The sequence below is a fragment of the Citrobacter sp. CK188 genome (genome assembly GCF_030333525.1).
Taxonomy (GTDB): Bacteria; Pseudomonadota; Gammaproteobacteria; order Enterobacterales; family Enterobacteriaceae; genus Citrobacter_B; species Citrobacter_B koseri.
Genome location: NZ_JAOWFU010000033.1, coordinates 186,353 through 207,466 on the forward strand (window position 1 = coordinate 186,353; position 21,114 = coordinate 207,466).

17 protein-coding genes and 1 pseudogene are annotated in these 21,114 nt (G+C 54.1%); 13 read left to right on the forward strand and 5 right to left on the reverse strand.

Annotated features, from left to right (window positions below; genetic code table 11):
- The first annotated feature begins 188 nt into the window (after window positions 1-188).
- Window positions 189-1,622, forward strand: a complete 1,434-nt coding sequence (gene ptsG / locus OGV67_RS12450) for a PTS glucose transporter subunit IIBC (protein ID WP_024130440.1) — start codon at window positions 189-191, stop codon at window positions 1,620-1,622.
- A 192-nt stretch (window positions 1,623-1,814) separates the two neighbouring features.
- Here the strand turns inward: ptsG and fhuE are convergent, their stop codons facing one another.
- The gene (fhuE, locus tag OGV67_RS12455; RefSeq protein WP_115615340.1) at window positions 1,815-4,013 is read right to left on the reverse strand and encodes a ferric-rhodotorulic acid/ferric-coprogen receptor FhuE; all 2,199 of its coding nucleotides are present in this window, start codon (window positions 4,011-4,013) and stop codon (window positions 1,815-1,817) included.
- Between the two features lie 354 nt (window positions 4,014-4,367).
- Between fhuE and hinT the strand changes: the two genes are divergently transcribed.
- The 8 genes from hinT to OGV67_RS12495 all read left to right on the forward strand — a co-directional run bounded on the left by hinT (window position 4,368) and on the right by OGV67_RS12495 (window position 10,495).
- Window positions 4,368-4,727 carry a purine nucleoside phosphoramidase gene (gene hinT, locus OGV67_RS12460; protein ID WP_047463701.1) on the forward strand — a complete coding sequence of 120 codons (360 nt, stop codon included), beginning with the start codon at window positions 4,368-4,370 and terminating at the stop codon, window positions 4,725-4,727.
- A 2-nt stretch (window positions 4,728-4,729) separates the two neighbouring features.
- A complete protein-coding gene (locus OGV67_RS12465; RefSeq protein ID WP_071258229.1) occupies window positions 4,730-5,104 on the forward strand; it encodes a YcfL family putative periplasmic lipoprotein in 375 nt (124 codons plus the stop codon).
- Window positions 5,105-5,117: 13 nt separating this feature from the next.
- On the forward strand, window positions 5,118-5,759 hold the full coding sequence (lpoB, locus tag OGV67_RS12470) for a penicillin-binding protein activator LpoB (RefSeq protein WP_104868796.1): 642 nt from the start codon (window positions 5,118-5,120) through the stop codon (window positions 5,757-5,759).
- Window positions 5,740-6,564 carry a thiamine kinase gene (thiK, locus tag OGV67_RS12475; protein WP_115614863.1) on the forward strand — a complete coding sequence of 275 codons (825 nt, stop codon included), beginning with the start codon at window positions 5,740-5,742 and terminating at the stop codon, window positions 6,562-6,564. Before lpoB ends, thiK begins: the two co-directional genes overlap by 20 nt.
- A 10-nt stretch (window positions 6,565-6,574) precedes the next feature.
- On the forward strand, window positions 6,575-7,600 hold the full coding sequence (nagZ, locus tag OGV67_RS12480; RefSeq protein ID WP_115614862.1) for a beta-N-acetylhexosaminidase: 1,026 nt from the start codon (window positions 6,575-6,577) through the stop codon (window positions 7,598-7,600).
- 23 nt (window positions 7,601-7,623) lie between these two features.
- A complete protein-coding gene (ycfP, locus tag OGV67_RS12485) occupies window positions 7,624-8,166 on the forward strand; it encodes an alpha/beta hydrolase YcfP (protein ID WP_012132812.1) in 543 nt (180 codons plus the stop codon).
- Window positions 8,167-8,415: 249 nt separating this feature from the next.
- Entirely contained in the window at window positions 8,416-9,720 is a 1,305-nt protein-coding gene (gene ndh / locus OGV67_RS12490) for an NADH-quinone dehydrogenase (protein ID WP_115614861.1), read from the forward strand.
- A 235-nt stretch (window positions 9,721-9,955) separates the two neighbouring features.
- Window positions 9,956-10,495 carry a glycine zipper 2TM domain-containing protein gene (locus OGV67_RS12495; RefSeq protein ID WP_024130433.1) on the forward strand — a complete coding sequence of 180 codons (540 nt, stop codon included), beginning with the start codon at window positions 9,956-9,958 and terminating at the stop codon, window positions 10,493-10,495.
- 73 nt (window positions 10,496-10,568) lie between these two features.
- Here the strand turns inward: OGV67_RS12495 and comR are convergent, their stop codons facing one another.
- Window positions 10,569-11,204 (reverse strand): TetR family copper-responsive transcriptional repressor ComR, encoded by a 636-nt coding sequence (gene comR / locus OGV67_RS12500; RefSeq protein WP_024130432.1) that lies wholly within the window; start codon window positions 11,202-11,204, stop codon window positions 10,569-10,571.
- A 239-nt stretch (window positions 11,205-11,443) separates the two neighbouring features.
- Here comR and bhsA point away from each other — a divergent pair, with 239 nt between their 5' ends.
- Complete coding sequence (bhsA, locus tag OGV67_RS12505) at window positions 11,444-11,701, forward strand: multiple stress resistance protein BhsA (RefSeq protein WP_047457498.1); 258 nt, start codon at window positions 11,444-11,446, stop codon at window positions 11,699-11,701.
- A 79-nt stretch (window positions 11,702-11,780) separates the two neighbouring features.
- Here the strand turns inward: bhsA and ldtC are convergent, their stop codons facing one another.
- The 3 genes and pseudogenes from ldtC to OGV67_RS12520 form a co-directional block, all read right to left on the reverse strand.
- On the reverse strand, window positions 11,781-12,746 hold the full coding sequence (gene ldtC, locus OGV67_RS12510) for a L,D-transpeptidase LdtC (RefSeq protein WP_024130431.1): 966 nt from the start codon (window positions 12,744-12,746) through the stop codon (window positions 11,781-11,783).
- 289 nt (window positions 12,747-13,035) lie between these two features.
- Window positions 13,036-16,482, reverse strand: a complete 3,447-nt coding sequence (gene mfd / locus OGV67_RS12515) for a transcription-repair coupling factor (protein ID WP_058669010.1) — start codon at window positions 16,480-16,482, stop codon at window positions 13,036-13,038.
- Window positions 16,483-16,611: 129 nt separating this feature from the next.
- A pseudogene (locus OGV67_RS12520) lies at window positions 16,612-17,685 on the reverse strand (acyltransferase family protein).
- Between the two features lie 261 nt (window positions 17,686-17,946).
- Between OGV67_RS12520 and lolC the strand changes: the two are divergent.
- The 3 genes from lolC to lolE are packed head-to-tail and all read left to right on the forward strand — an operon-like array spanning window position 17,947 to window position 21,084.
- Window positions 17,947-19,146, forward strand: coding sequence for a lipoprotein-releasing ABC transporter permease subunit LolC (lolC, locus tag OGV67_RS12525; RefSeq protein WP_181899693.1), 1,200 nt, complete (start codon window positions 17,947-17,949; stop codon window positions 19,144-19,146).
- Window positions 19,139-19,840 (forward strand): lipoprotein-releasing ABC transporter ATP-binding protein LolD, encoded by a 702-nt coding sequence (gene lolD, locus OGV67_RS12530; protein ID WP_012132798.1) that lies wholly within the window; start codon window positions 19,139-19,141, stop codon window positions 19,838-19,840. The genes lolC and lolD overlap by 8 nt, the downstream gene beginning before the upstream one ends.
- A complete protein-coding gene (lolE, locus tag OGV67_RS12535) occupies window positions 19,840-21,084 on the forward strand; it encodes a lipoprotein-releasing ABC transporter permease subunit LolE (protein WP_058669011.1) in 1,245 nt (414 codons plus the stop codon). Before lolD ends, lolE begins: the two co-directional genes overlap by 1 nt.
- Window positions 21,085-21,114 lie beyond the last annotated feature (30 nt).

Sequence of the window (21,114 nt, forward strand, 5' to 3'; positions counted from 1 at the left end):
GTTCTCCCCCCTCGCCAATGCGTGAAAACGTAGAATACACAAAATCATTCAGGCTGCATCAGGGCGGCAAGTGAGTGAATTGCAGGAGCTTACTTGAGTAAGTGACTGGGATGAACGAGCGCAGCCAACGCTGAGGCGGTTTGAAGGATGAAGTGTATAAGCACAAATACTCAGGAGCACTCCTAATTATGTTTAAGAATGCATTTGCTAACCTGCAAAAGGTCGGTAAATCGCTGATGCTACCGGTATCCGTACTGCCTATCGCAGGTATCCTGCTGGGCGTCGGTTCCGCTAACTTCAGCTGGCTGCCAGCCGTTGTGTCGCACGTTATGGCAGAAGCAGGCGGTTCTGTTTTTGCAAATATGCCGCTGATTTTCGCCATTGGTGTCGCACTGGGCTTCACCAACAACGACGGCGTTTCGGCTCTGGCCTCGGTTGTCGCTTACGGCATCATGGTCAAAACCATGGCCGTGGTTGCGCCGCTGGTTCTGCATTTACCTGCTGAAGAAATCGCAGCAAAACACCTGGCGGATACCGGTGTTCTCGGGGGGATTATCTCCGGTGCGATTGCAGCGTACATGTTTAACCGCTTCTACCGTATCAAATTGCCTGAGTATCTGGGCTTCTTTGCGGGTAAACGCTTTGTGCCGATCATTTCTGGTCTGGCTGCCATCTTCACCGGCGTGATCCTGTCCTTCATTTGGCCGCCGATCGGGACGGCTATCCAGACGTTCTCTCAGTGGGCTGCTTACCAGAACCCGGTTGTGGCGTTCGGTATCTATGGCTTCATTGAGCGCTGCCTGGTGCCGTTTGGTCTGCACCATATCTGGAACGTTCCTTTCCAGATGCAGATCGGTGAATACACCAACGCAGCAGGTCAGGTGTTCCACGGCGACATTCCTCGCTATATGGCGGGCGACCCGACTGCGGGCAAACTGTCCGGCGGCTTCCTGTTCAAAATGTACGGTCTGCCTGCTGCGGCTATCGCGATCTGGCACTCTGCTAAACCGGAAAACCGCGCGAAAGTGGGCGGTATCATGATCTCCGCAGCGTTGACCTCGTTCCTGACCGGTATCACCGAGCCGATCGAGTTCTCCTTCATGTTCGTTGCGCCGATCCTGTACGTTATCCACGCGATTCTGGCAGGTCTGGCATTCCCGATCTGTATCCTGCTGGGTATGCGTGACGGTACATCGTTCTCGCACGGTCTGATCGACTTCATCGTTCTGTCTGGCAACAGCAGCAAACTGTGGCTGTTCCCGATTGTTGGTGCAGGTTATGCGATTATTTACTACACCGTCTTCCGTGTGCTGATTAAAGCGCTGGATCTGAAAACGCCGGGTCGTGAAGACGCGAGCGAAGACAGCAAAGTGGGCGCAACCAGTGAAATGGCTCCGGCCCTGATCGCCGCGTTTGGTGGTAAAGAGAACATCACTAACCTCGACGCATGTATCACCCGTCTGCGCGTTAGCGTCGCTGACGTTGCTAAAGTGGATCAGGCTGGCCTGAAGACGCTTGGCGCAGCTGGTGTCGTCGTCGCAGGTTCCGGCGTTCAGGCCATTTTCGGTACGAAATCCGATAACCTGAAAACGGAAATGGATGAATACATCCGCAATAGCTAAGCAGTAAGACGTTGGGGAGAACTAAGGCAGCCAAATGGCTGCCTTTTTTACGCTGTGTTGCCGGATGGCGCGTGGCTTATCCGGCCTACGGTTATAGCACAGTTGTAGGCCTGATAAGGCGTTAGCCGCCATCAGGCTTGCGAGAACGTAAAAAAGGGAGCCAGATGGCTCCCTTCTCGTCAGTGACGTTTATCAGAACTGATAGCTTGCAGTAATGCTGACGTTACGTGGTTCGCCGTAGACAATAGAACCATCGATATTGGTGTCGTAGGTTTTGTCTAACAGGTTGTTAATGTTGCCCTGTACGGCGAAGTTTTTGGTTACCTGGTAGCGAGTGAACAGATCCACTAACGCATAGCTGCCTTGTTCCGCGCGCCATGTGCCGTATGGTGTGACAGTGTCGCTGCCGTGAACACGGTTCTGCCAGTTAACGCCACCGCCGACGGTCAACTCAGGCATGACTGGCAGACGGTAGCTGGTAAACAACTTCACGGTTGTACGTGGCAAGTTCGGATTCACCGCATTTCCCTCGTTATCTTCCGCGATAAAGCGCGTTGCGCCGAAGGTCATCTGCCAGTTGTCGGTGATAGCGCCGTTAATTTCGAATTCAACGCCTTTGCTGACGGTTCCGTCTACCGCTTTATACGCGGTGTCGCCGTTACTACCTGAAATCGGTCTACCGGTCGACTGACCGACGTTATCCTGCTCAATACGGAAGACCGACAATGTGGTGGTCAGGCGGCTGTTCATCCAGTCAGATTTCAAGCCCACTTCATAGTTATTACCCGTAATAGGGGTGAGATATTTACCCGAGCTATCACGATAGTTCTGTGGCTGGAAGATGGAAGTATAGCTGGCGTAGGCAGACCAGTTATCATCAATGTCATACACCAGTCCGGCATATGGCGTGGTATGGTTTTTCTCCATCCGGTAGGTCAGCGTGTCGATACTCCAGTTGGTGTAGCGAGCGCCGATGATCAGATGCAGCGGATCGGCCAGCGAAATGCGGGTCGCTGCATAGAGCGATTTCATGTGCGTGGTATCATCCTGGGCAACGGTTTGTTGACCCCAGTTTGTTTCCGGGAAGTTACCGTCGTAGTTGTAGAAATTGCCCAGTTCATCCGGGAATACGTTCGCCCAGGTATTCATATAGCGGTTATTCTGTTTGCTGTAGCTTCCACCGATCATCAGGTTATGCTGACGGCCAAACAGGTCGTAGCCCCCATCGGCGAAAAGATCGACAGCATCGACTTTACGTTTGCCGCTGTTCCAGCCCGTACCGCCAATGTAACCGTACTCTGGCCCGTAGTTGGCGTAAGGGCCAACCAGCATACCGGTGTCTTTATTGACATAGGCATCCAGGTACATCATTTTGCTGTCGAATTTGATTTCAGAATGCGTGGCGTTGAGCGTTGCCTGCCAGGTATCCGCAAAACGCTGCTTCAGCGTGACAAAGACTTTATTAAATTCTTTATCGTTGTAAGCCCAGTCTGGAGCGGTACTGCGCGAGCGGTCATATTTGTTGGTGCTGCCATCCGTATTCCAGCGAGGTAAACCGCCCCAGGTCGGGCTGTTAACGTCGATGCGTTGATATTCATACCCGGCGGAAAGGCTGGTTGTGCTCCCCAGATCGGCATCGATAATGCCGGAGAAGAATGTTTTCTCGCTGTTATAACGATCCAGCCATGAGTCATTGTTCTGATAACCCGCAACAATCCGCGCACGTACGTTACCGTCTTCTGTCAGCGGGCTTTGTAAATCGGTTACGTAACGCTGTTTGTTCCAGCTTCCATATTCCGCAGACACATTACCTTTGAATTCACGGCTGGTGGCATGTTTGCGGATCATATTGATAGACGCGGAAGGGTTGCCGGTTCCGGTCATTAATCCATTTGCGCCGCGTACGACTTCCACACGTTCAAACAGGGCCGTGTCAGAAAGGGCATCGCCAAGATTCCAGCGTGATTCAAAATAGGTGGGGATGCCATCGACCATGTAGTTGTCGATGAGGAAACCGCGTGAGTAGTAGAGGTTGCGGTCGGAGTCTGACTGGCTTCTGCTGATACCCAGCGTGCTGTCCATCACATCGCCAAGGGTTTGTAATTGCTGATCAGCCATGCGTTGCTGGCTGATGATACTGACAGACTGAGGAATATCGCGCTGCGCCATCTGCATTTTAGTGCCAGCGGTTGTCGTTTTAACGTTGTAGTCCTGTTCTTCATCGCTGGACGTGTCGGCTTGTGATGCGCTATCAACAACGATTGTTTCTTCTGTTGTGGTAGCGGCGAAGCTGGTGGAAGGCATCAATGCCATAGCGATGCAGGCTGCCAGCAGAGTGGGAACTGCGGCAGGCTGACGCTGCTCATCCTGGGTGTGTGTTGTGAAAGACATCGAAAAACCCCTAATAATGATGAACGTTAAGTTCAAACCATGAAATGGCATGGCGAACCCTTTTAATTTTCTAACCATCAAATGCGCATGAAAATGCAAATGCGAAATATACGCACTTGCATTAATGCTGTAAACAGATGTTACGGGTGAAAATGAAATCTTGTTTCAGTGCTATGAGGTGCAAAGAGAAGAGGGAAATGAGTATAAGCGCAGCAACTGACAGATTTTTTGCTTAATAAATCGTGGGTTAAAGTTGAAAGAGCGTGAGTAACTCGCTCATACTCTATACTCGCAGTGTGGCTCGGCGTAGCATGGCGCAACGTTATGGCTAATTTTGAAAAAAGGAAAAATGTCGTGGCAGAAGAAACTATATTCAGCAAAATTATCCGTCGTGAAATCCCCTCGGATATCGTTTACCAGGATGAACTGGTTACCGCATTTCGCGATATTTCGCCGCAGGCGCCCACGCACATTCTGATCATCCCGAATACCCTGATCCCAACGGTTAATGATGTCACGGCGGAGCACGAACAGGCGCTGGGCCGTATGATCACCGTCGCGGCAAAAATTGCCGGGCAGGAAGGCATTGCCGAAGACGGCTACCGCCTGATCATGAATACTAACCGTCATGGCGGGCAGGAGGTTTATCACATTCATATGCACCTGCTGGGCGGGCGTGCGCTGGGGCCGATGCTGGCGCATAAAGGCCTCTGACAATGACCAGAGGATGCCTTGCGATATCACTGGCCTTACTGTTGCTTGCGGGTTGTCGCTCACACCCTGAAATTCCGGTCAGTGATGAACAGACACTGGTGATGGAGTCAACGCTGCTGGCGGCCGGTATCACGGCGGAAGCGCCTGCGTTGACGACGTCCGATATTCAGCCTTCTGCATCCTCACGCCTCTATAACGAAAGGCAAGAACCCGTTACCGTGCATTATCGGTTTTACTGGTATGACGCCAGAGGGCTGGAAATGCATCCTCTGGAAGCGCCACGCAGTGTGACTATCCCGGCGCGTTCGTCGGTCACGCTGTATGGCAGCGCCAATTATCTGGGGGCGCATAAGGTTAGACTTTATCTTTATTTGTAAGGGGTGAATTTTGATGACGAAAATGAGTCGCTACGCACTGGTGGCCGCGCTGGCGATATTCCTCTCCGGTTGTGTGGGGCAACGTGAACCCGCACCGGTTGATGAAGTCAAACCGGCGCCGGAACAGCCAGCTGAGCCGCAGCAGCCTGTGCCGGTCGTGCCATCGGTGCCGACGATCCCGCAACAGCCGGGCCCGATTGAACACGAAGACCAGACCGCACAGCCTGCGCCGCGCGTGCGCCATTATGACTGGAACAGCGCGATGCAGCCGATGGTCGGAAAAATGCTCCAGGCTGATGGCGTAACGGCGGGTAACGTACTGCTGGTCGATAGCGTAAATAACCGCACCAACGGTTCGCTCAACGCGGGTGAGGCCACAGAGACTTTACGTAATGCGCTGGCGAATAACGGTAAATTTACGCTGGTTTCCGCGCAGCAACTGGCGATGGCGAAGCAGCAACTGGGTTTATCACCGCAGGACAGCCTCGGTACGCGCAGTAAAGCGATTGGCATCGCCCGTAACGTAGGGGCGCAATATGTGCTCTATTCCAGCGCGGCGGGTAACGTCAATGCGCCATCGCTGCAAATGCAGTTAATGCTGGTACAAACTGGCGAGATAATCTGGTCAGGTAAAGGTGCAGTCCAGCAACAATAATCTACTGACGCGCGACGACGTTTTGTCGCGCTACTTCCCGCAATATCATCCCGTCGCCGCCTGCCACAACGGATTAAGCGGCGGGAGTTGCATCATTGAACATGACGCCCGCCGTCTGGTGCTCCGTTGCCATCATGATCCCTTCGCGCCTGAATCTGATTTTTTGCGTCAGTATCACGCGTTGTCACGTTTACCGGAAACCCTTGCTCCCAAACCGCGTTTTTATATTCCAGGCTGGATGGCGGTGGACTATTTGCAGGGAGAGGTAAAATCTGGATTACCGGATACCGACGAACTGGCGGGCTTACTGTATCATCTGCATCAACAACCGCGTTTTGGCTGGCGTATTTCGCTGTTACCGCTGCTTATGCGCTACTGGCAGGGGAGCGATCCGGCACGCAGGACGCCGTACTGGCTACGGATGCTAAAACGGCTGCGAGCGGCGCGGGAACCTCGTCCGCTGCGTCTGGCGCCTTTGCATATGGATGTCCACGGCGATAACCTGGTACAGACGGCATCGGGGCTACGGTTGATTGACTGGGAATACGCCGGGGACGGCGATGTCGCTCTGGAGCTGGCCGCCGTATGGGTAGAGGATGAGCGGCAGCATCAACGGCTGGTGAGATCCTATGCCGCCGTTGCGCATATCTGTCCGCAAACGCTATGGCGGCAGGTCAGGTTATGGCGCCCCTGGGTAATGATGCTGAAAGCCGGATGGTTTGAATACCGCTGGCAGCAAACCGGCGAACAACAATTTATCAGGCTGGCCGACGACGCCTGGCGGCAGCTGAAAAAGAAAGGATAAGGAGAGCAGTGTGGGTCCAGTAATGTTGGATGTCGAAGGGTTTGAGCTGGACGCAGAAGAGCGCGAGATTCTGGCCCATCCGCTGGTGGGGGGGCTGATCCTCTTTACGCGTAATTATCATGACCCGGAGCAGCTGCGCGAGTTAGTCCGCCAGATTCGGGTGGCTTCGCGCAATCATCTGGTGGTGGCGGTTGACCAGGAAGGCGGACGCGTACAGCGTTTTCGTGAAGGTTTTACCCGCCTGCCAGCCGCACAATCTTTTGCTGCGCTGCACGGGCTGGAAGAAGGGGGCAAACTGGCGCAGGATGCCGGGTGGCTAATGGCCAGCGAGATGATCGCGATGGACATTGATATCAGTTTCGCGCCGGTGCTGGATGTCGGGCATATCAGCGCAGCAATTGGCGAGCGTTCTTACCATGCCGATCCGCTTAAAGCTCTGGCAATGGCGACGCGTTTTATCGACGGGATGCATGCTGCCGGAATGAAAACCACCGGTAAGCACTTCCCCGGACACGGGGCAGTCACTGCCGATTCGCACAAAGAAACGCCAACCGATCCGCGTCCTGAGGCGGAAATTCGCGCCAGGGATATGTCGGTGTTCCGTTCGCTAATCACCGGGAACAAACTTGATGCGATTATGCCGGCGCACGTCATATACAGCGATGTCGATCCGCGTCCGGCGAGTGGTTCACCGCACTGGCTGAAAACGGTGCTGCGTGAGGAACTTGGTTTTGATGGCGTGATTTTCTCCGATGACCTGTCGATGGAGGGGGCGGCGATTATGGGGAGCTACGCAGAGCGCGGGCAGGCGTCGCTGGATGCGGGTTGCGATATGATCCTGGTCTGTAATAATCGTAAAGGAGCGGTCAGCGTGTTAGATAATCTGTCGCCGATCAATGCAGAACGTGTTACGCGTTTGTATCATAAAGGTTCATTTTCGCGTCAGGAGTTGATGGACTCCGCACGCTGGAAAACGGTCAGCGCCCAGCTTAACCAGTTGAATGAACGCTGGCAGGAAGAAAAAGCAGGTCATTAACCCGAGTTTTGTGTGAGGATGCGATGATTATCTATTTACACGGTTTTGACTCCAACAGTCCGGGTAACCACGAGAAAGTGTTGCAGCTACAGTTTATTGATTCGGATGTCAGACTGATCAGCTATAGCACACGGCATCCCAAACATGACATGCAGCATCTGCTGAAAGAAGTAGATAAAATGTTGCAACTGAATGTGGACGATCGGCCATTAATTTGTGGCGTAGGACTGGGTGGGTATTGGGCGGAGCGGATTGGCTTCCTGTGCGACATACGCCAGGTGGTATTCAACCCTAATCTGTTCCCCTATGAGAACATGGAAGGCAAAATCGACCGCCCGGAAGAGTATGCCGATATCGCAACGAAATGCGTCACCAATTTCCGCGAAAAAAACCGCGATCGCTGCCTGGTGATCCTGTCCCGGCATGATGAAGCGCTGGACAGCCATCGTTCGGCAAAAGAGCTGCATCATTTCTATGAAATTGTCTGGGACGAAGAGCAGACCCATAAATTTAAGAATATCTCTCCTCATTTACAGAGGATAAAAGCGTTTAAAACGTTAGGTTAAGCCGTTATAACCCGATCACCCCCCTCAGAAACCAGCCTTCGGGCTGGTTTTTTTATGAGCATTCAGGCAGGGTTGTCTATCTTTTCAGCGAGAAAACTTGATGTACATCAATTTTGGTATGACCAATGCACCGTTCGTGTTATTCTCACTAGCGAAGTCACTTTGCATTACCGTAACTTATTGTTAATTAAAGGCTATATTTATAACTTTTACTTAACAATTGGTTAATAAATTTAAGGGGGGGTCACGTTGACTACACCATTGAAAAAGATCGTGATTGTCGGCGGCGGTGCTGGCGGGCTTGAAATGGCGACTCAGTTGGGTAAAAAACTGGGTCGTAAGAAAAAGGCAAAAATCACGCTGGTGGACAGAAACCACAGCCATCTGTGGAAGCCGTTGCTGCATGAAGTGGCGACCGGTTCACTGGACGAAGGCGTGGACGCTCTGAGCTACCTGGCGCATGCGCGTAATCATGGTTTCCAGTTCCAGTTGGGTTCGGTTATGGATATCGATCGTGAAGCGAAAACGATCACCATTGCGGAACTGCGTGACGAGAAAGGGGAACTGTTGGTTCCTGAGCGTAAAATCGCGTACGACACCCTGGTGATGGCGCTGGGCAGTACCTCTAACGACTTCAACACCCCTGGCGTTAAAGAACACTGTATTTTCCTGGACAACCCGCATCAGGCGCGTCGCTTCCATCAGGAAATGCTGAACCTGTTCCTGAAATACTCTTCCTGCATGGGTGTTAGCGGTAAGGTCAACATTGCGATTGTCGGTGGCGGCGCAACGGGCGTGGAGCTTTCTGCGGAACTGCATAACGCTGTGAAACAGCTGCACAGCTACGGCTACAAAGGCCTGACTAACGAAGCGCTGAACGTGACGCTGGTTGAAGCCGGTGAGCGCATTCTGCCTGCGCTGCCGCCGCGTATTTCCGCTGCGGCGCATAGCGAACTGACCAAACTGGGCGTACGCGTACTGACTCAGACGATGGTGACCAGCGCAGACGAAGGCGGCCTGCACACGAAAGATGGCGAACACATCAAAGCTGACCTGATGGTGTGGGCGGCAGGGATTAAAGCGCCTGATTTCCTGAAAGACATTGGCGGGCTGGAAACTAACCGCATCAACCAGTTAGTGGTTGAACCGACGCTGCAAACCACCCGAGACCCGGATGTTTATGCCATCGGCGACTGTGCTTCCTGCGCACGTCCTGAAGGGGGCTTTGTGCCGCCGCGCGCACAGGCCGCGCATCAGATGGCAAGCTGCGCACTGAATAATATTCTGGCGCAGATGAAAGGCAAACCGATGAAAGACTACGTTTATAAAGATCACGGTTCGCTGGTATCGCTCTCTAATTTCTCGACTGTCGGCAGCCTGATGGGGAACCTGATGCGCGGTTCAATGATGGTGGAAGGGCGTATTGCGCGTTTTGTTTACATTTCGCTTTACCGTATGCACCAGATTGCGCTGCACGGTTACTTTAAAACCGGGTTAATGATGTTAGTAGGCAGCATTAACCGTGTGATTCGCCCGCGTCTGAAACTGCATTAATCCTTACCGTATCGCCTGATGGCGCTTCGCTTATCAGGCCTACGGCTCGCACTGCATGTAGGCCGGATAAGGCCATCGGCCGCCATCCGGCAATTTAATCGCGCCATCTGCTTCAGAGTTCTCTGAATCGTGTCTGTTTGCCGCATAACCCCGCACTTTTCATCCTCTTTCTGATTTGCTTAACCCCACTGCTGGTTGCAAAATTGTTACTAATAGCAAAAAAGGAGGAATTCCCGTGAATAAATCAATGTTGGCGGGTATAGGGATTGGCGTAGCTGCTGCGCTGGGTGTGGCGGCAGTGGCCAGTCTGAACGTTTTTGACCGTAGCCCGAAATATGCGCAAGTCGTATCAGCCACACCCATAAAAGAAACCGTCAAAACACCGCGTCAGGAATGCCGCAACGTGACGGTCACGCACCGCAAACCTGTTCAGGACGAAAATCGCATTGCCGGTTCGGTGCTTGGCGCGGTTGCTGGCGGCGTGATTGGTCATCAGTTCGGCGGTGGCCGTGGTAAAGATGTGGCGACCGTCGTTGGGGCGCTGGGCGGAGGGTACGCCGGTAACCAAATCCAGGGATCAATGCAGGAAAATGACACCTACACCTCTACGCAGCAGCGTTGTAAAACGGTGTATGACAAGTCAGAGAAAATGCTGGGCTATGACGTCACTTACAAGATTGGCGATCAGCAGGGGAAAATCCGCATGGATAAAGATCCCGGAACGCAAATCCCGCTGGATAATAACGGTCAATTGATTCTGAATAACGACGCGTAAAAAAAGCTGTACTCTGCACGTTAGCCCCTCATTCGCTCAGGCTGAGGGGCTTTTTTTATCAGACGGTCAGGCGCTAAGCCTTCAGCATCTCCGGCCACAGCCGTAGGGTGGTGCGGGTTATCTGCATCAGCTTGTCAAACGTCGCGCCTTCACGCGCGCTGATCGACATTCCTTGTAAAATACAGTTCAGATATTCCGCCAGCGTTTGTGGATTGCAGTGCGCCGGAATTTCCCCGCGCTCCTGCCGCTGGCGCAAAAACTGGGTCAGCGTCTGCTCCTGCATCGCGTGGCGGGATTTCACCGTATGGGCGATTTCACGGGAGGAGGCGGCCAGTGTGGCGGACGTGTTGATCATAAAGCACCCGGCAGGGGTGTCTTTACTGGTGAAGCATGTCGCGACGGCGGTGAAATAGTCTTCCAGCGCGGACTCAACGCTTTTTTCTTCACAAAAGAGCTGGGCCTCATGTTTTGCCGCAAAGCGGCTGATATAGCGGTCCAGCACTGCGCGGAACAACCCTTCCTTGTTCGTAAATTCTGCGTACAGCGTGGGCGCTTTTGCGCCGGTCGCTTCCACGAGGTCGGCGAGCGATGTTGCTTCATAGCCGTGCTGCCAGAAGAGTGTCATGGCCTTATCAAGCGCGGCTTCCCTGTCGAACACTTTTGGTCGGCCACGGCTTTTTTTTACGCAACCTGTCGAGTCAGTTGTCATGATGCCGTTGTACCTTGTTGGGTTTGTTGAACAACCATTATAAAAATAATCCCGCTCAGTCTCCAGCGCATTCAGAAGAAAAATAATTCACCTGTATTGATATGAAAAATAAGTTCTTTTTAATTTATATAATGATCGTTATAAAAAAGTGTTGACGTGTGACATGGATCACATCTATGATTTACCTATCGATCGTTAAGTAAATATTCGACACCGTTCATCTGCTAAAGGTCACTATCATGAAAAACGTAAAAACCCTCATTGCTGCCGCTGTACTGAGTTCACTCTCTTTCGCAAGTTTCGCTGCTGTTGAAGTTCAGGCGACGCCTGTAGATCAACAGAAAGTGGGCACCATTTCCGCAACCGCCGGGACTAACCTGGGATCTCTGGAAGATCAACTGGCGCAAAAAGCGGATGAAATGGGCGCGAAATCTTTCCGCATTACTTCGGTAACCGGTCCTAACACCCTCCACGGGACTGCGGTTATCTACAAATAAGCATTAACCCTCATTAATGCCACTGCTACTGCCACAAAAAAGCCCCGCTGTCTGAGCGGGGCTTTTTTATTATCCGACGTTACATCGACTGCTGCGTTATCCCGGGATGGCGGGTGACATCGACCGGCATTCCTGAACGCACTTCCATAACATGCTCCATAACGGCGGCATCGGTCTGTGCGGCATCTTTGAAAGCCTGCATTTGACCGTTCAATACGATCGGCAATATTTGCGGATCGTCATCAATATTCTTCGATAACGGCTGGTGGACTTCTACCAGGCGCATGCCGCCAGGTTCAACGGACGCTTTGATCGGCGTATTAATAATGTTGACCTTCGTACCTGGCGTGACCTGACGGAACAGCGTCTCAATATCACCGTCACGCAGGCGAATACAGCCGGAACTGACGCGCATCCCGATACCGAAATCAGCATTCGTGCCGTGCAGCAAGTAGACGCCGCCATAAGCCGCTAAGCGGATCGCATGATGGCCCATTGGGTTATCCGGCCCGGCGGGAACCACGGCAGGGAGGTCTATTCCCTGAGCCTTGTAACGGGCGCGGATATTCGCCGTAGGCGTCCAGGTTGGGTTCGCGCGCTTATCCGAGACGGTAGTGACCATCGTTGGCGTCAACGTATCGCCACCCAGTTGACCGATACCGATTGGATACACGGTCACCGAATTTTTTCCGGGAGGGTAGTAATACAGACGCAATTCGGCGAGGTTAATCACAATACCTTCGCGCGGCGCATCCGGCAGTAAGGTTTGCAGAGGGATGGTCAGAACGCTGCCCGCGCGGGGAACGTAAGGATCAACGCCCGGGTTTGCCTGTAGCAACGCTAAAAAACCGACATTGTATTTTTTAGCAATCGCCTCCAGCGAGCCGCCGTTGTTTTCGACAACGTGAAATGTATTCTCGCCCACCAGTTTGCTGCCGGGAGGAGGAAGCGGCCATGTGTTCGCCTGCGCCGGTATCGCCAGCGCTACGGACGCGGCGAGCGTAAAAAACGCCAGCCAGCGGGAAAGTCGCATGTTATTCATTATCATCACAAATAAAAGGGTTATTGTAATAAATTGAGTCAATGATCATTATGGCGGGTTGTCATGTCTTGAAGTGCAAGAGAAGTGCAAAGTGTTGTAAATGTGGGCGAAAACGCGGGGATGGCAGAGGGCATTACGCCCGGTGGTGCTGCGCTTACCGGGCCTACAGGGTATGCTTCCCGTAGGTCGGATAAGGCGATGTGCCCGGTGGCGCTGCGCTTACCGGGCCTACAGGATATGCTTCCCGTAGGCCGGATAAGGCGCTTGCGCCGCCATCCGGCGTCGTAGAGCGTTACGCCGCCGCGTTTTCTTCCAGTTGCGCCATAAACTGGCGCACCCAGTCCATACGCGTTTTACGCTCCGCCAGATCCTGAATAAACTTCAGGCGTGTCGGGCCGTCGAGGCGGAAGTGCTGCGGTTGTTTTTGCAACAGACCAATCAGCCAGGTTGGGTTAACGTGATTTTTCTCGGCAAACTCAATCGTACCGCCTTTCTCGTTGCCTTCCAGTTTTCGAATGCCCAGCTTCTGTGCCTGTTGGCGCAGACGCGCGATATCCAGCAGATTGCGCGCCGGGTCAGGCAGCAGGCCGAAACGGTCGATCAGCTCTACCTTGAGCTCCTCCAGCTCGTTTTCGTTTTTCGCACTGGCAATGCGTTTATAGAACGACAGACGCGTATTCACATCCGGGATAAAATCATCCGGCAGCAGCGACGGCATACGCAGTTCGACTTCCGTCTGCTGGCTGGTGAGGTCTTCCAGCGACGGCTCACGTCCGGCTTTCAGCGCATCCACGGCGTTTTCCAGCAGCTCCATATACAGCGAGAAGCCGATAGTCTCCATCTGCCCGCTCTGATCTTCGCCAAGCAGCTCGCCAGCGCCGCGAATTTCGAGGTCGTGGGTCGCCAGCGCAAAACCGGCGCCCAAATCCTCCAGCGAGGCAATGGCTTCCAGACGTTTTTGCGCGTCGGTCGTCATCGCTTTTGGATGCGGCGTCAGCAGCCAGGCATACGCCTGATGGTGCGAACGTCCAACGCGACCACGTAGCTGGTGGAGCTGCGCCAGGCCGAAATGGTCGGCGCGCTCAATGATGATCGTGTTCGCGGTTGGAATATCAATACCGGTTTCGATAATGGTGGTACACACCAGAACGTTAAAGCGCTGGTGGTGGAAGTCGTTCATAACGCGCTCAAGTTCGCGCTCGCGCATCTGCCCGTGACCAATCGCGATGCGGGCTTCCGGCACCAGTTCCGCCAGTCGGTCCGCGGCTTTCTGGATATTCTCCACGTCGTTATACAGATAATACACCTGGCCGCCGCGCAGAACTTCACGCAGGATAGCCTCGCGCACCACCAGGTTGTCATATTCGCGGACGAAGGTTTTTACCGCCAGACGACGGGCGGGCGGTGTGGCAATGATCGACAGATCGCGCATACCGCTCATCGCCATGTTGAGCGTACGAGGGATTGGCGTTGCCGTCAGCGTCAGAATATCGACGTCGGCGCGCATTGCCTTGATGCGCTCTTTATGCCGCACGCCGAAACGGTGCTCTTCATCGACAATCAGCAAGCCCAAATCTTTTAATTTCACATCGCTTTGCAGCAGCTTATGAGTGCCGATCAGAATGTCGATTTTCCCCTCAGCGACCTGCTCAAGGATCTGCGCTTGCTCTTTGGCGCTACGGAAACGGGAGAGCATTTCGATGCGCACCGGCCAGTTGGCGAAGCGGTCGCGGAAGTTATCGAAATGCTGTTGCGCCAGCAGGGTGGTAGGCACCAGCACCGCGACCTGTTTGTGGTTTTCCACCGCTAGGAACGCGGCGCGCATCGCCACTTCGGTTTTCCCGAAGCCGACGTCGCCGCACACCAGACGATCCATTGCCAGCGGTTGGCACATGTCGCTCAGGACGGCGTTAATGGCCTGCGCCTGGTCTGGCGTGGTTTCGAACGGGAAGCTGTCGCAGAACAGTTGATACTGCTCGCGATCGTGCTTAAAGGCGAAACCTTCTTTTGCCGCGCGCTGGGCGTAAATATCCAGTAGCTCTGCCGCTACGTCGCGCACTTTCTCCGCGGCTTTCTGTCGGGCGCGAGACCAGGCGTCGCCGCCCAGTTTATGCAGCGGCGCGTTCTCTTCGGCGCCTCCGGCATAGCGGCTGATGAGATGCAAAGATGACACCGGTACGTACAGTCTGGCGTCGTTGGCGTAGGTGAGCATCAGGTACTCGCCCTTGATGCCGCCGGCTTCCAGCGTCGTCATACCCGCATAACGCCCCACACCATGCTCAAGGTGTACCACCGGCTGGCCAGGATGCAGTTCCGCCAGGTTGCGGATCAGCGTGTCGGGGTTAATCGTGCGACGTGAGTCCTGACGGCGACGCGCAACGCGTTCACCCAGCAAATCGCTCTCGCAAATAAGCGCCAGATTACGCTGCGTATCAATGAAGCCATGCTCCGCAGCGCCAATCATCAGGTAACGTCCGGCGTCGAGCGCTTCATCCAGGCGCAAAATTCGTTTGGGTGAAATTTTAATACGGGCGAGCAGTTCCCCGAGCGCTTCGCGGCGGCCTTCGCTTTCTACGGAGAAAATGACCGGCCCGTTGAAGGATTCAAGAAATCTACGCAGCGCGTCCAGCGGCGCTTTTTGCTGCGCCTGTACCGCCAGATCCGGCAGTTTCTGGAAACCCAGATTGGTATTCGCCGCCTTACCTGGCAGATGTTCGGTTTTTAACTGTACGCGGGGCCAGCGTTTGAGTTCGGAGAACAGCTCATCGACCCGCAGCCACAGGGATTCCGGCGGCAAAAGTGGGCGCATAGGATCGACGCCACGGTTTTCAAAACGCGCCAGGGTATCGGCCTGGAAGCGTTCAGCGCTGTTTTCCAGCGCGCCGGTATTCACCAGCAGCGTGTTCGCCGGGAAGTAGCTGAACAGAGGCGGCAGCGGCTCGTTGAAGAACAGCGGCTGCCAGTATTCGATCCCGGCAGGCAGCGTGCCTTTACTGACCTGCTGGTAAATATGCTCGGCGTCGCGTTTAACTTCAAATGTGTCACGCCACTGGCTGCGGAACAGCTCGATGGCCGTTTTATCGGTCGGAAATTCATGCGCGGGCAGCAAATTGATGGCGTCGACTTCTTCCAGCGTACGCTGGGTATCGGCATCAAACAGGCGCAAGCTGTCGATTTCATCATCAAAAAAATCAAGACGATAGGGCTGTTCGCTGCCCATCGGAAACAGATCCAGCAGCGCGCCGCGAGTGGCGTATTCACCGTGTTCCATGACCTGATCAACATGGCGATAGCCCGCGCTATCCAGCTGTGCGCGCAGGGCGTCGCGCGACAAACGCTGACCCTTTTTCATCACCAGGGCGTGGCCGTGCAAATAACTGTGCGGGCAAACGCGCTGCATCAGCGTATTTACCGGAACAATCAATACGCCGCGCTGCATTGACGGCAACTGGTAAAGCGTGGACAGGCGTGAAGAGATGATTTCCTGGTGTGGGGAAAAGCTGTCGTAAGGGAGCGTTTCCCAGTCCGCCAGATTCATCACCAGTTGGTCGGTGAACTGGCGAACTTCGTCATGCAGGCGCAGGGCGTTTTGCATGTCAGGTGCAATAAGCACGATTGGGCCAGCATGGCGCTCGGCAATCTCCGCCACCAGCGTGGCGCAGGCGGCGCCGGTAAGCTCACCCAACTGGCGCTGATCGCCGGGTTTGGTTGGCAGAGTATAACGTTGTTGTTCAGGCATAGTGGTTGCAGGATCTCTATTGGGTATACACCACACTATGGGGGCATATCACTGATAAGCAATGCTCTTTATTATCCGTGATCGTTTCTCTTTAGCAAATTGATTCGCCCCCGGGAGGGGGCGAAAAGATTAACGCGAATAGCTGGTAACGGCGGGGAGTGAAGGCGGAGAGAAGAAGAGATCGGCAAACAGGCGTTGCGAAATTTTTCGGACGGTAAGGCCCGTCAGCGTGCAAATCAGCAGACTGGCAAAGGGGTAAACCAACAGCAGAGCAAACTCAAGCTGCGGCGACCATGCCGCGCCGTTGATTTTCGGAATCAACGTTAAGCTGAACGCTTCGACCAGGATACGGTGGGTTGTATAGATAGCAATAGTGTTTGAGCCGATGACATTCAGCAGGCTGGAAGAACGCATGCCGAAGCGCTGCTCATACTGATAGAAAAGCTTCATGATCAGCACAATCGACACCAGTGAGAGCAGCAGGGATACATGAGCCAGCTAGGCGATGACGGCGAGCAGCGCAATGCCCGCAAACGCGATAGCATAACGACGCAGTGGGACATGCTTAATCCACTCCATCAGCGTGGCGCCAAACCAGGCGCCGAGGCTGTAGTAAGGCAGGTTGCGGATCACGCTGTTCATTCCCCACCACGGCGTCGGCACGAAGTTTATCGTCACGCTCAGCAGTACAAACAGTACGAACAGTGGTTTTGCCCATTGGCTGAAGACTTTACACAGCACAAAATAGACAACCAGCGCATACAGATACCAGAGGCTGGTGCTGGCCGTCAGCATTCCGTGAATAAACTCGCCGACGGACCCGGCATAAGCGGCGTTGGAGGCATTGTTGATGTCGCGTTCGGGCGCCAGCCAGTGGTTGAGCCAGCTAAGCGCCAGCCATTGCGCCACTCCCCAGAGCGCCAGTACCCAGACAATGCTCCAGATCCGTTTATCAATACAGGTTCCCCAGGGCATGCTGTCAATATAGCGGCGGATCAGATACCCGGAAATAAAGAAAAACACCGGCATACGAAACGGCGCCAGATAGAGGTTAAAGTAGATCCAGCATTTCGTCAGAATCTCCGATAACGGATACTGGAAAGCGGTCAGGTGGGGATAGAACGTAATCACAGAGTGATAAATGACCACCAGGCAGATGCATAACCCTTTGATTTGGTTGATCCACAATTCTTTTTGTTTCATCAGGACGGCGTACTCGTGTTATTCAACATAGCCTGTGATCCTGCGGGCGGGGATCGGTGTTGTAATGCGTAACATTCTGTATTTTATTTTTTTAAGATAAAGATCAGGGTCAAGGGTGAGTATCAAGGCAGGTATCTTCAGGAAGTTGATTTCTTGATACTTTTCAGAATTACGCTGACGAACACTTACGGTTCAGTCATTTACCCATTCCGCTTTCGCTTATATACTCAGGGCTTTGCTAACAGCAACCAGACGGATTTCATGTACCAACCTGTCGCTCTATTTATTGGCCTGCGTTATATGCGTGGGCGTGCAGCAGATCGTTTCGGTCGTTTCGTCTCCTGGCTTTCCACCATTGGCATTACTCTCGGGGTGATGGCGCTGGTCACGGTATTGTCGGTGATGAATGGTTTTGAACGTGAACTGCAAAACAACATCCTTGGCCTGATGCCGCAGGCAATTCTCTCGTCTGAGCAGGGCTCCCTTAATCCACAGCAGATACCCGAAAAAGCGGTTACGTTGAATGGCGTCAACCGTATCGCGCCGCTTACCACGGGAGATGTCGTGCTGCAAAGCGCGCGTAGCGTCGCCGTGGGCGTGATGCTGGGTATCGACCCGGCGCAAAAAGATCCCCTAACGCCGTTTCTGGTCAATGTGAAGCAAACCTCTCTTGAAGCGGGCAAGTATAATGTCATCCTCGGCGAGCAGCTTGCCGGGCAGTTGGGCGTCAATCGCGGCGATCAAATTCGCGTGATGGTGCCTTCCGCCAGCCAGTTCACGCCAATGGGACGGCTGCCGAGCCAGCGCCTGTTTACGGTGATTGGCACCTTCGCGGCGAACAGCGAAGTGGATGGCTACCAGATGCTGACCAATATTCAGGATGCGTCGCGCCTGATGCGCTACCCGGCGGGCAATATCACCGGCTGGCGCTTGTGGCTTAATGAGCCGCTGAAGGTGGATACCCTCAGCCAGCAGACGCTGCCGGAGGGGACGAAATGGCAGGACTGGCGTGAGCGAAAAGGCGAGCTGTTCCAGGCCGTGCGCATGGAAAAAAACATGATGGGTTTGCTGTTAAGCCTGATTGTCGCCGTGGCGGCGTTTAATATTATTACTTCGTTAGGTTTAATGGTGATGGAGAAGCAGGGCGAAGTGGCTATTTTACAAACCCAGGGGCTGACGCCGCGCCAGATCATGATGGTGTTTATGGTTCAGGGCGCCAGCGCCGGGATTATCGGCGCGCTGCTGGGGGCAGTGCTGGGCGCATTGCTGGCCAGCCAACTGAATAACCTGATGCCGATCATTGGTGCATTCCTGGATGGCGCTGCGCTGCCGGTGGCGATTGAACCGCTACAGGTTGTTGTTATTGCGCTGGTGGCGATGGCCATCGCGTTATTGTCCACGCTGTATCCTTCCTGGCGCGCTGCCGCCACCCAACCCGCTGAGGCTTTACGTTATGAATAAGATCCTGTTGCAATGCGACAACCTGTGCAAACGCTATCAGGAAGGCTCCGTGCAAACCGACGTGCTGCACGATGTCAGCTTCAGCATTGGCGAAGGCGAAATGATGGCGATTGTCGGCAGCTCCGGCTCCGGGAAAAGTACGCTCCTGCACCTGCTGGGCGGCCTGGATACGCCGACGTCGGGCGATGTCATTTTTAGCGGCCAGCCGATGAGCAAACTCTCGTCGGCGGCGAAAGCGGAACTGCGCAACCAGAAGCTTGGCTTTATTTATCAGTTCCATCACCTGCTGCCGGATTTCACCGCGCTGGAAAACGTCGCGATGCCGCTGCTGATCGGCAAGAAAAAACCGGCTGAAATTACCGAGCGGGCGCGTGAAATGTTGCAGGCGGTGGGGCTGGATCACCGTGCTAACCATCGTCCATCCGAACTTTCCGGCGGCGAGCGTCAGCGTGTCGCCATCGCCCGAGCGCTGGTCAACAATCCGCGCCTGGTGCTGGCGGATGAACCGACCGGCAACCTGGATGCGCGCAATGCCGACAGTATTTTCCAGCTTCTGGGTGAACTCAATCGCGCTCAGGGAACGGCGTTTCTGGTAGTGACTCACGATTTGCAGCTGGCGAAGCGAATGAGCCGTCAGCTTGAAATGCGCGACGGTCTGCTGACGGCAGAACTGAGCCTGATGGGAGCTGAGTAATGGCTTCGCCTTTATCGTTATTGATTGGCTTGCGCTTTAGTCGTGGTCGTCGACGCGGCGGTATGGTGTCGCTGATTTCCGTTATCTCGACTATCGGCATCGCGCTGGGCGTGGCGGTACTGATTGTCGGCTTAAGCGCGATGAACGGTTTTGAGCGCGAGCTGAACAACCGTATTCTGGCCGTGGTGCCGCATGGTGAAATTGAAGCGGTGAATCAGCCGTGGACTCACTGGCGCGAAGCGCTGGAAAAAGTGCAGCACGTACAGGGGATTGCAGCGGCAGCGCCCTATATCAACTTTACCGGGCTGGTGGAGAGCGGGGCGAATCTGCGCGCAATCCAGGTGAAGGGCGTGGACCCGGAACAGGAACAGCGCTTGAGCGCGCTGCCGTCGTTTGTGCAAAACCATGCCTGGGATAACTTCAGGGCGGGCGAGCAGCAGATCATCATTGGCAAGGGCGTTGCCGATGCGCTGAAAGTGAAGCAGGGCGACTGGGTGTCGATCATGATCCCCAATGCCAGCGCCGATCATAAATTGCAGCAGCCTAAGCGAGTACGTCTGCATGTGACGGGGATTCTGCAACTGAGCGGTCAGCTCGATCACAGCTTTGCCATGATCCCTATGGAAGACGCGCAGCAGTACCTGGATATGGGGGCCAGCGTGTCCGGCATCGCGATTAAGGTCAACGATGTCTTTAACGCCAATAAATTGGTTCGGGACGCTGGCGAAGTGACCGACAGTTACGTTTACATTAAGAGCTGGATCGGTACTTACGGCTATATGTACCATGATATTCAGATGATCCGCGCCATCATGTATCTGGCGATGGTGCTGGTGATCGGCGTGGCCTGCTTCAACATCGTTTCGACGCTGGTGATGGCGGTAAAAGATAAGAGCGGCGATATCGCGGTATTAAGAACCTTAGGGGCGAAAGATGGCCTAATCCGCGCCATTTTCGTCTGGTATGGGCTGCTGGCGGGTCTGCTCGGCAGTCTGTGCGGTGTGGCGATTGGCGTGGTCGTCTCGTTGCAACTGACCCCTATTATCGAAGGCATCGAAAAGCTGATAGGGCATCAGTTCCTTTCTGGAGACATCTATTTTATCGACTTCCTGCCATCCGAATTACACTGGCTGGACGTTATTTACGTACTGGTTACGGCATTGTTGCTGAGCTTGTTGGCGAGCTGGTATCCGGCGCGACGCGCCAGCAATATTGACCCCGCGAGAGTGTTAAGCGGCCAGTAGTCGCAGTACATAAGAACAAGGAGCGGTGCG

What these genes read in the sequence shown, in the direction of transcription:
- fhuE (WP_115615340.1), bottom strand. Translation starts at nt 4,013, where the DNA reads ATGTCTTTCACAACACACACCCAGGATGAGCAGCGTCAGCCTGCCGCA.
- lpoB (WP_104868796.1), top strand. Translation starts at nt 5,118, where the DNA reads ATGACGAAAATGAGTCGCTACGCACTGGTGGCCGCGCTGGCGATATTC.
- mfd (WP_058669010.1), bottom strand. Translation starts at nt 16,482, where the DNA reads ATGCCTGAACAACAACGTTATACTCTGCCAACCAAACCCGGCGATCAG.
- OGV67_RS12465 (WP_071258229.1), top strand. Translation starts at nt 4,730, where the DNA reads ATGACCAGAGGATGCCTTGCGATATCACTGGCCTTACTGTTGCTTGCG.
- lolC (WP_181899693.1), top strand. Translation starts at nt 17,947, where the DNA reads ATGTACCAACCTGTCGCTCTATTTATTGGCCTGCGTTATATGCGTGGG.
- bhsA (WP_047457498.1), top strand. Translation starts at nt 11,444, where the DNA reads ATGAAAAACGTAAAAACCCTCATTGCTGCCGCTGTACTGAGTTCACTC.
- lolE (WP_058669011.1), top strand. Translation starts at nt 19,840, where the DNA reads ATGGCTTCGCCTTTATCGTTATTGATTGGCTTGCGCTTTAGTCGTGGT.
- lolD (WP_012132798.1), top strand. Translation starts at nt 19,139, where the DNA reads ATGAATAAGATCCTGTTGCAATGCGACAACCTGTGCAAACGCTATCAG.
- ptsG (WP_024130440.1), top strand. Translation starts at nt 189, where the DNA reads ATGTTTAAGAATGCATTTGCTAACCTGCAAAAGGTCGGTAAATCGCTG.
- ycfP (WP_012132812.1), top strand. Translation starts at nt 7,624, where the DNA reads ATGATTATCTATTTACACGGTTTTGACTCCAACAGTCCGGGTAACCAC.
- comR (WP_024130432.1), bottom strand. Translation starts at nt 11,204, where the DNA reads ATGACAACTGACTCGACAGGTTGCGTAAAAAAAAGCCGTGGCCGACCA.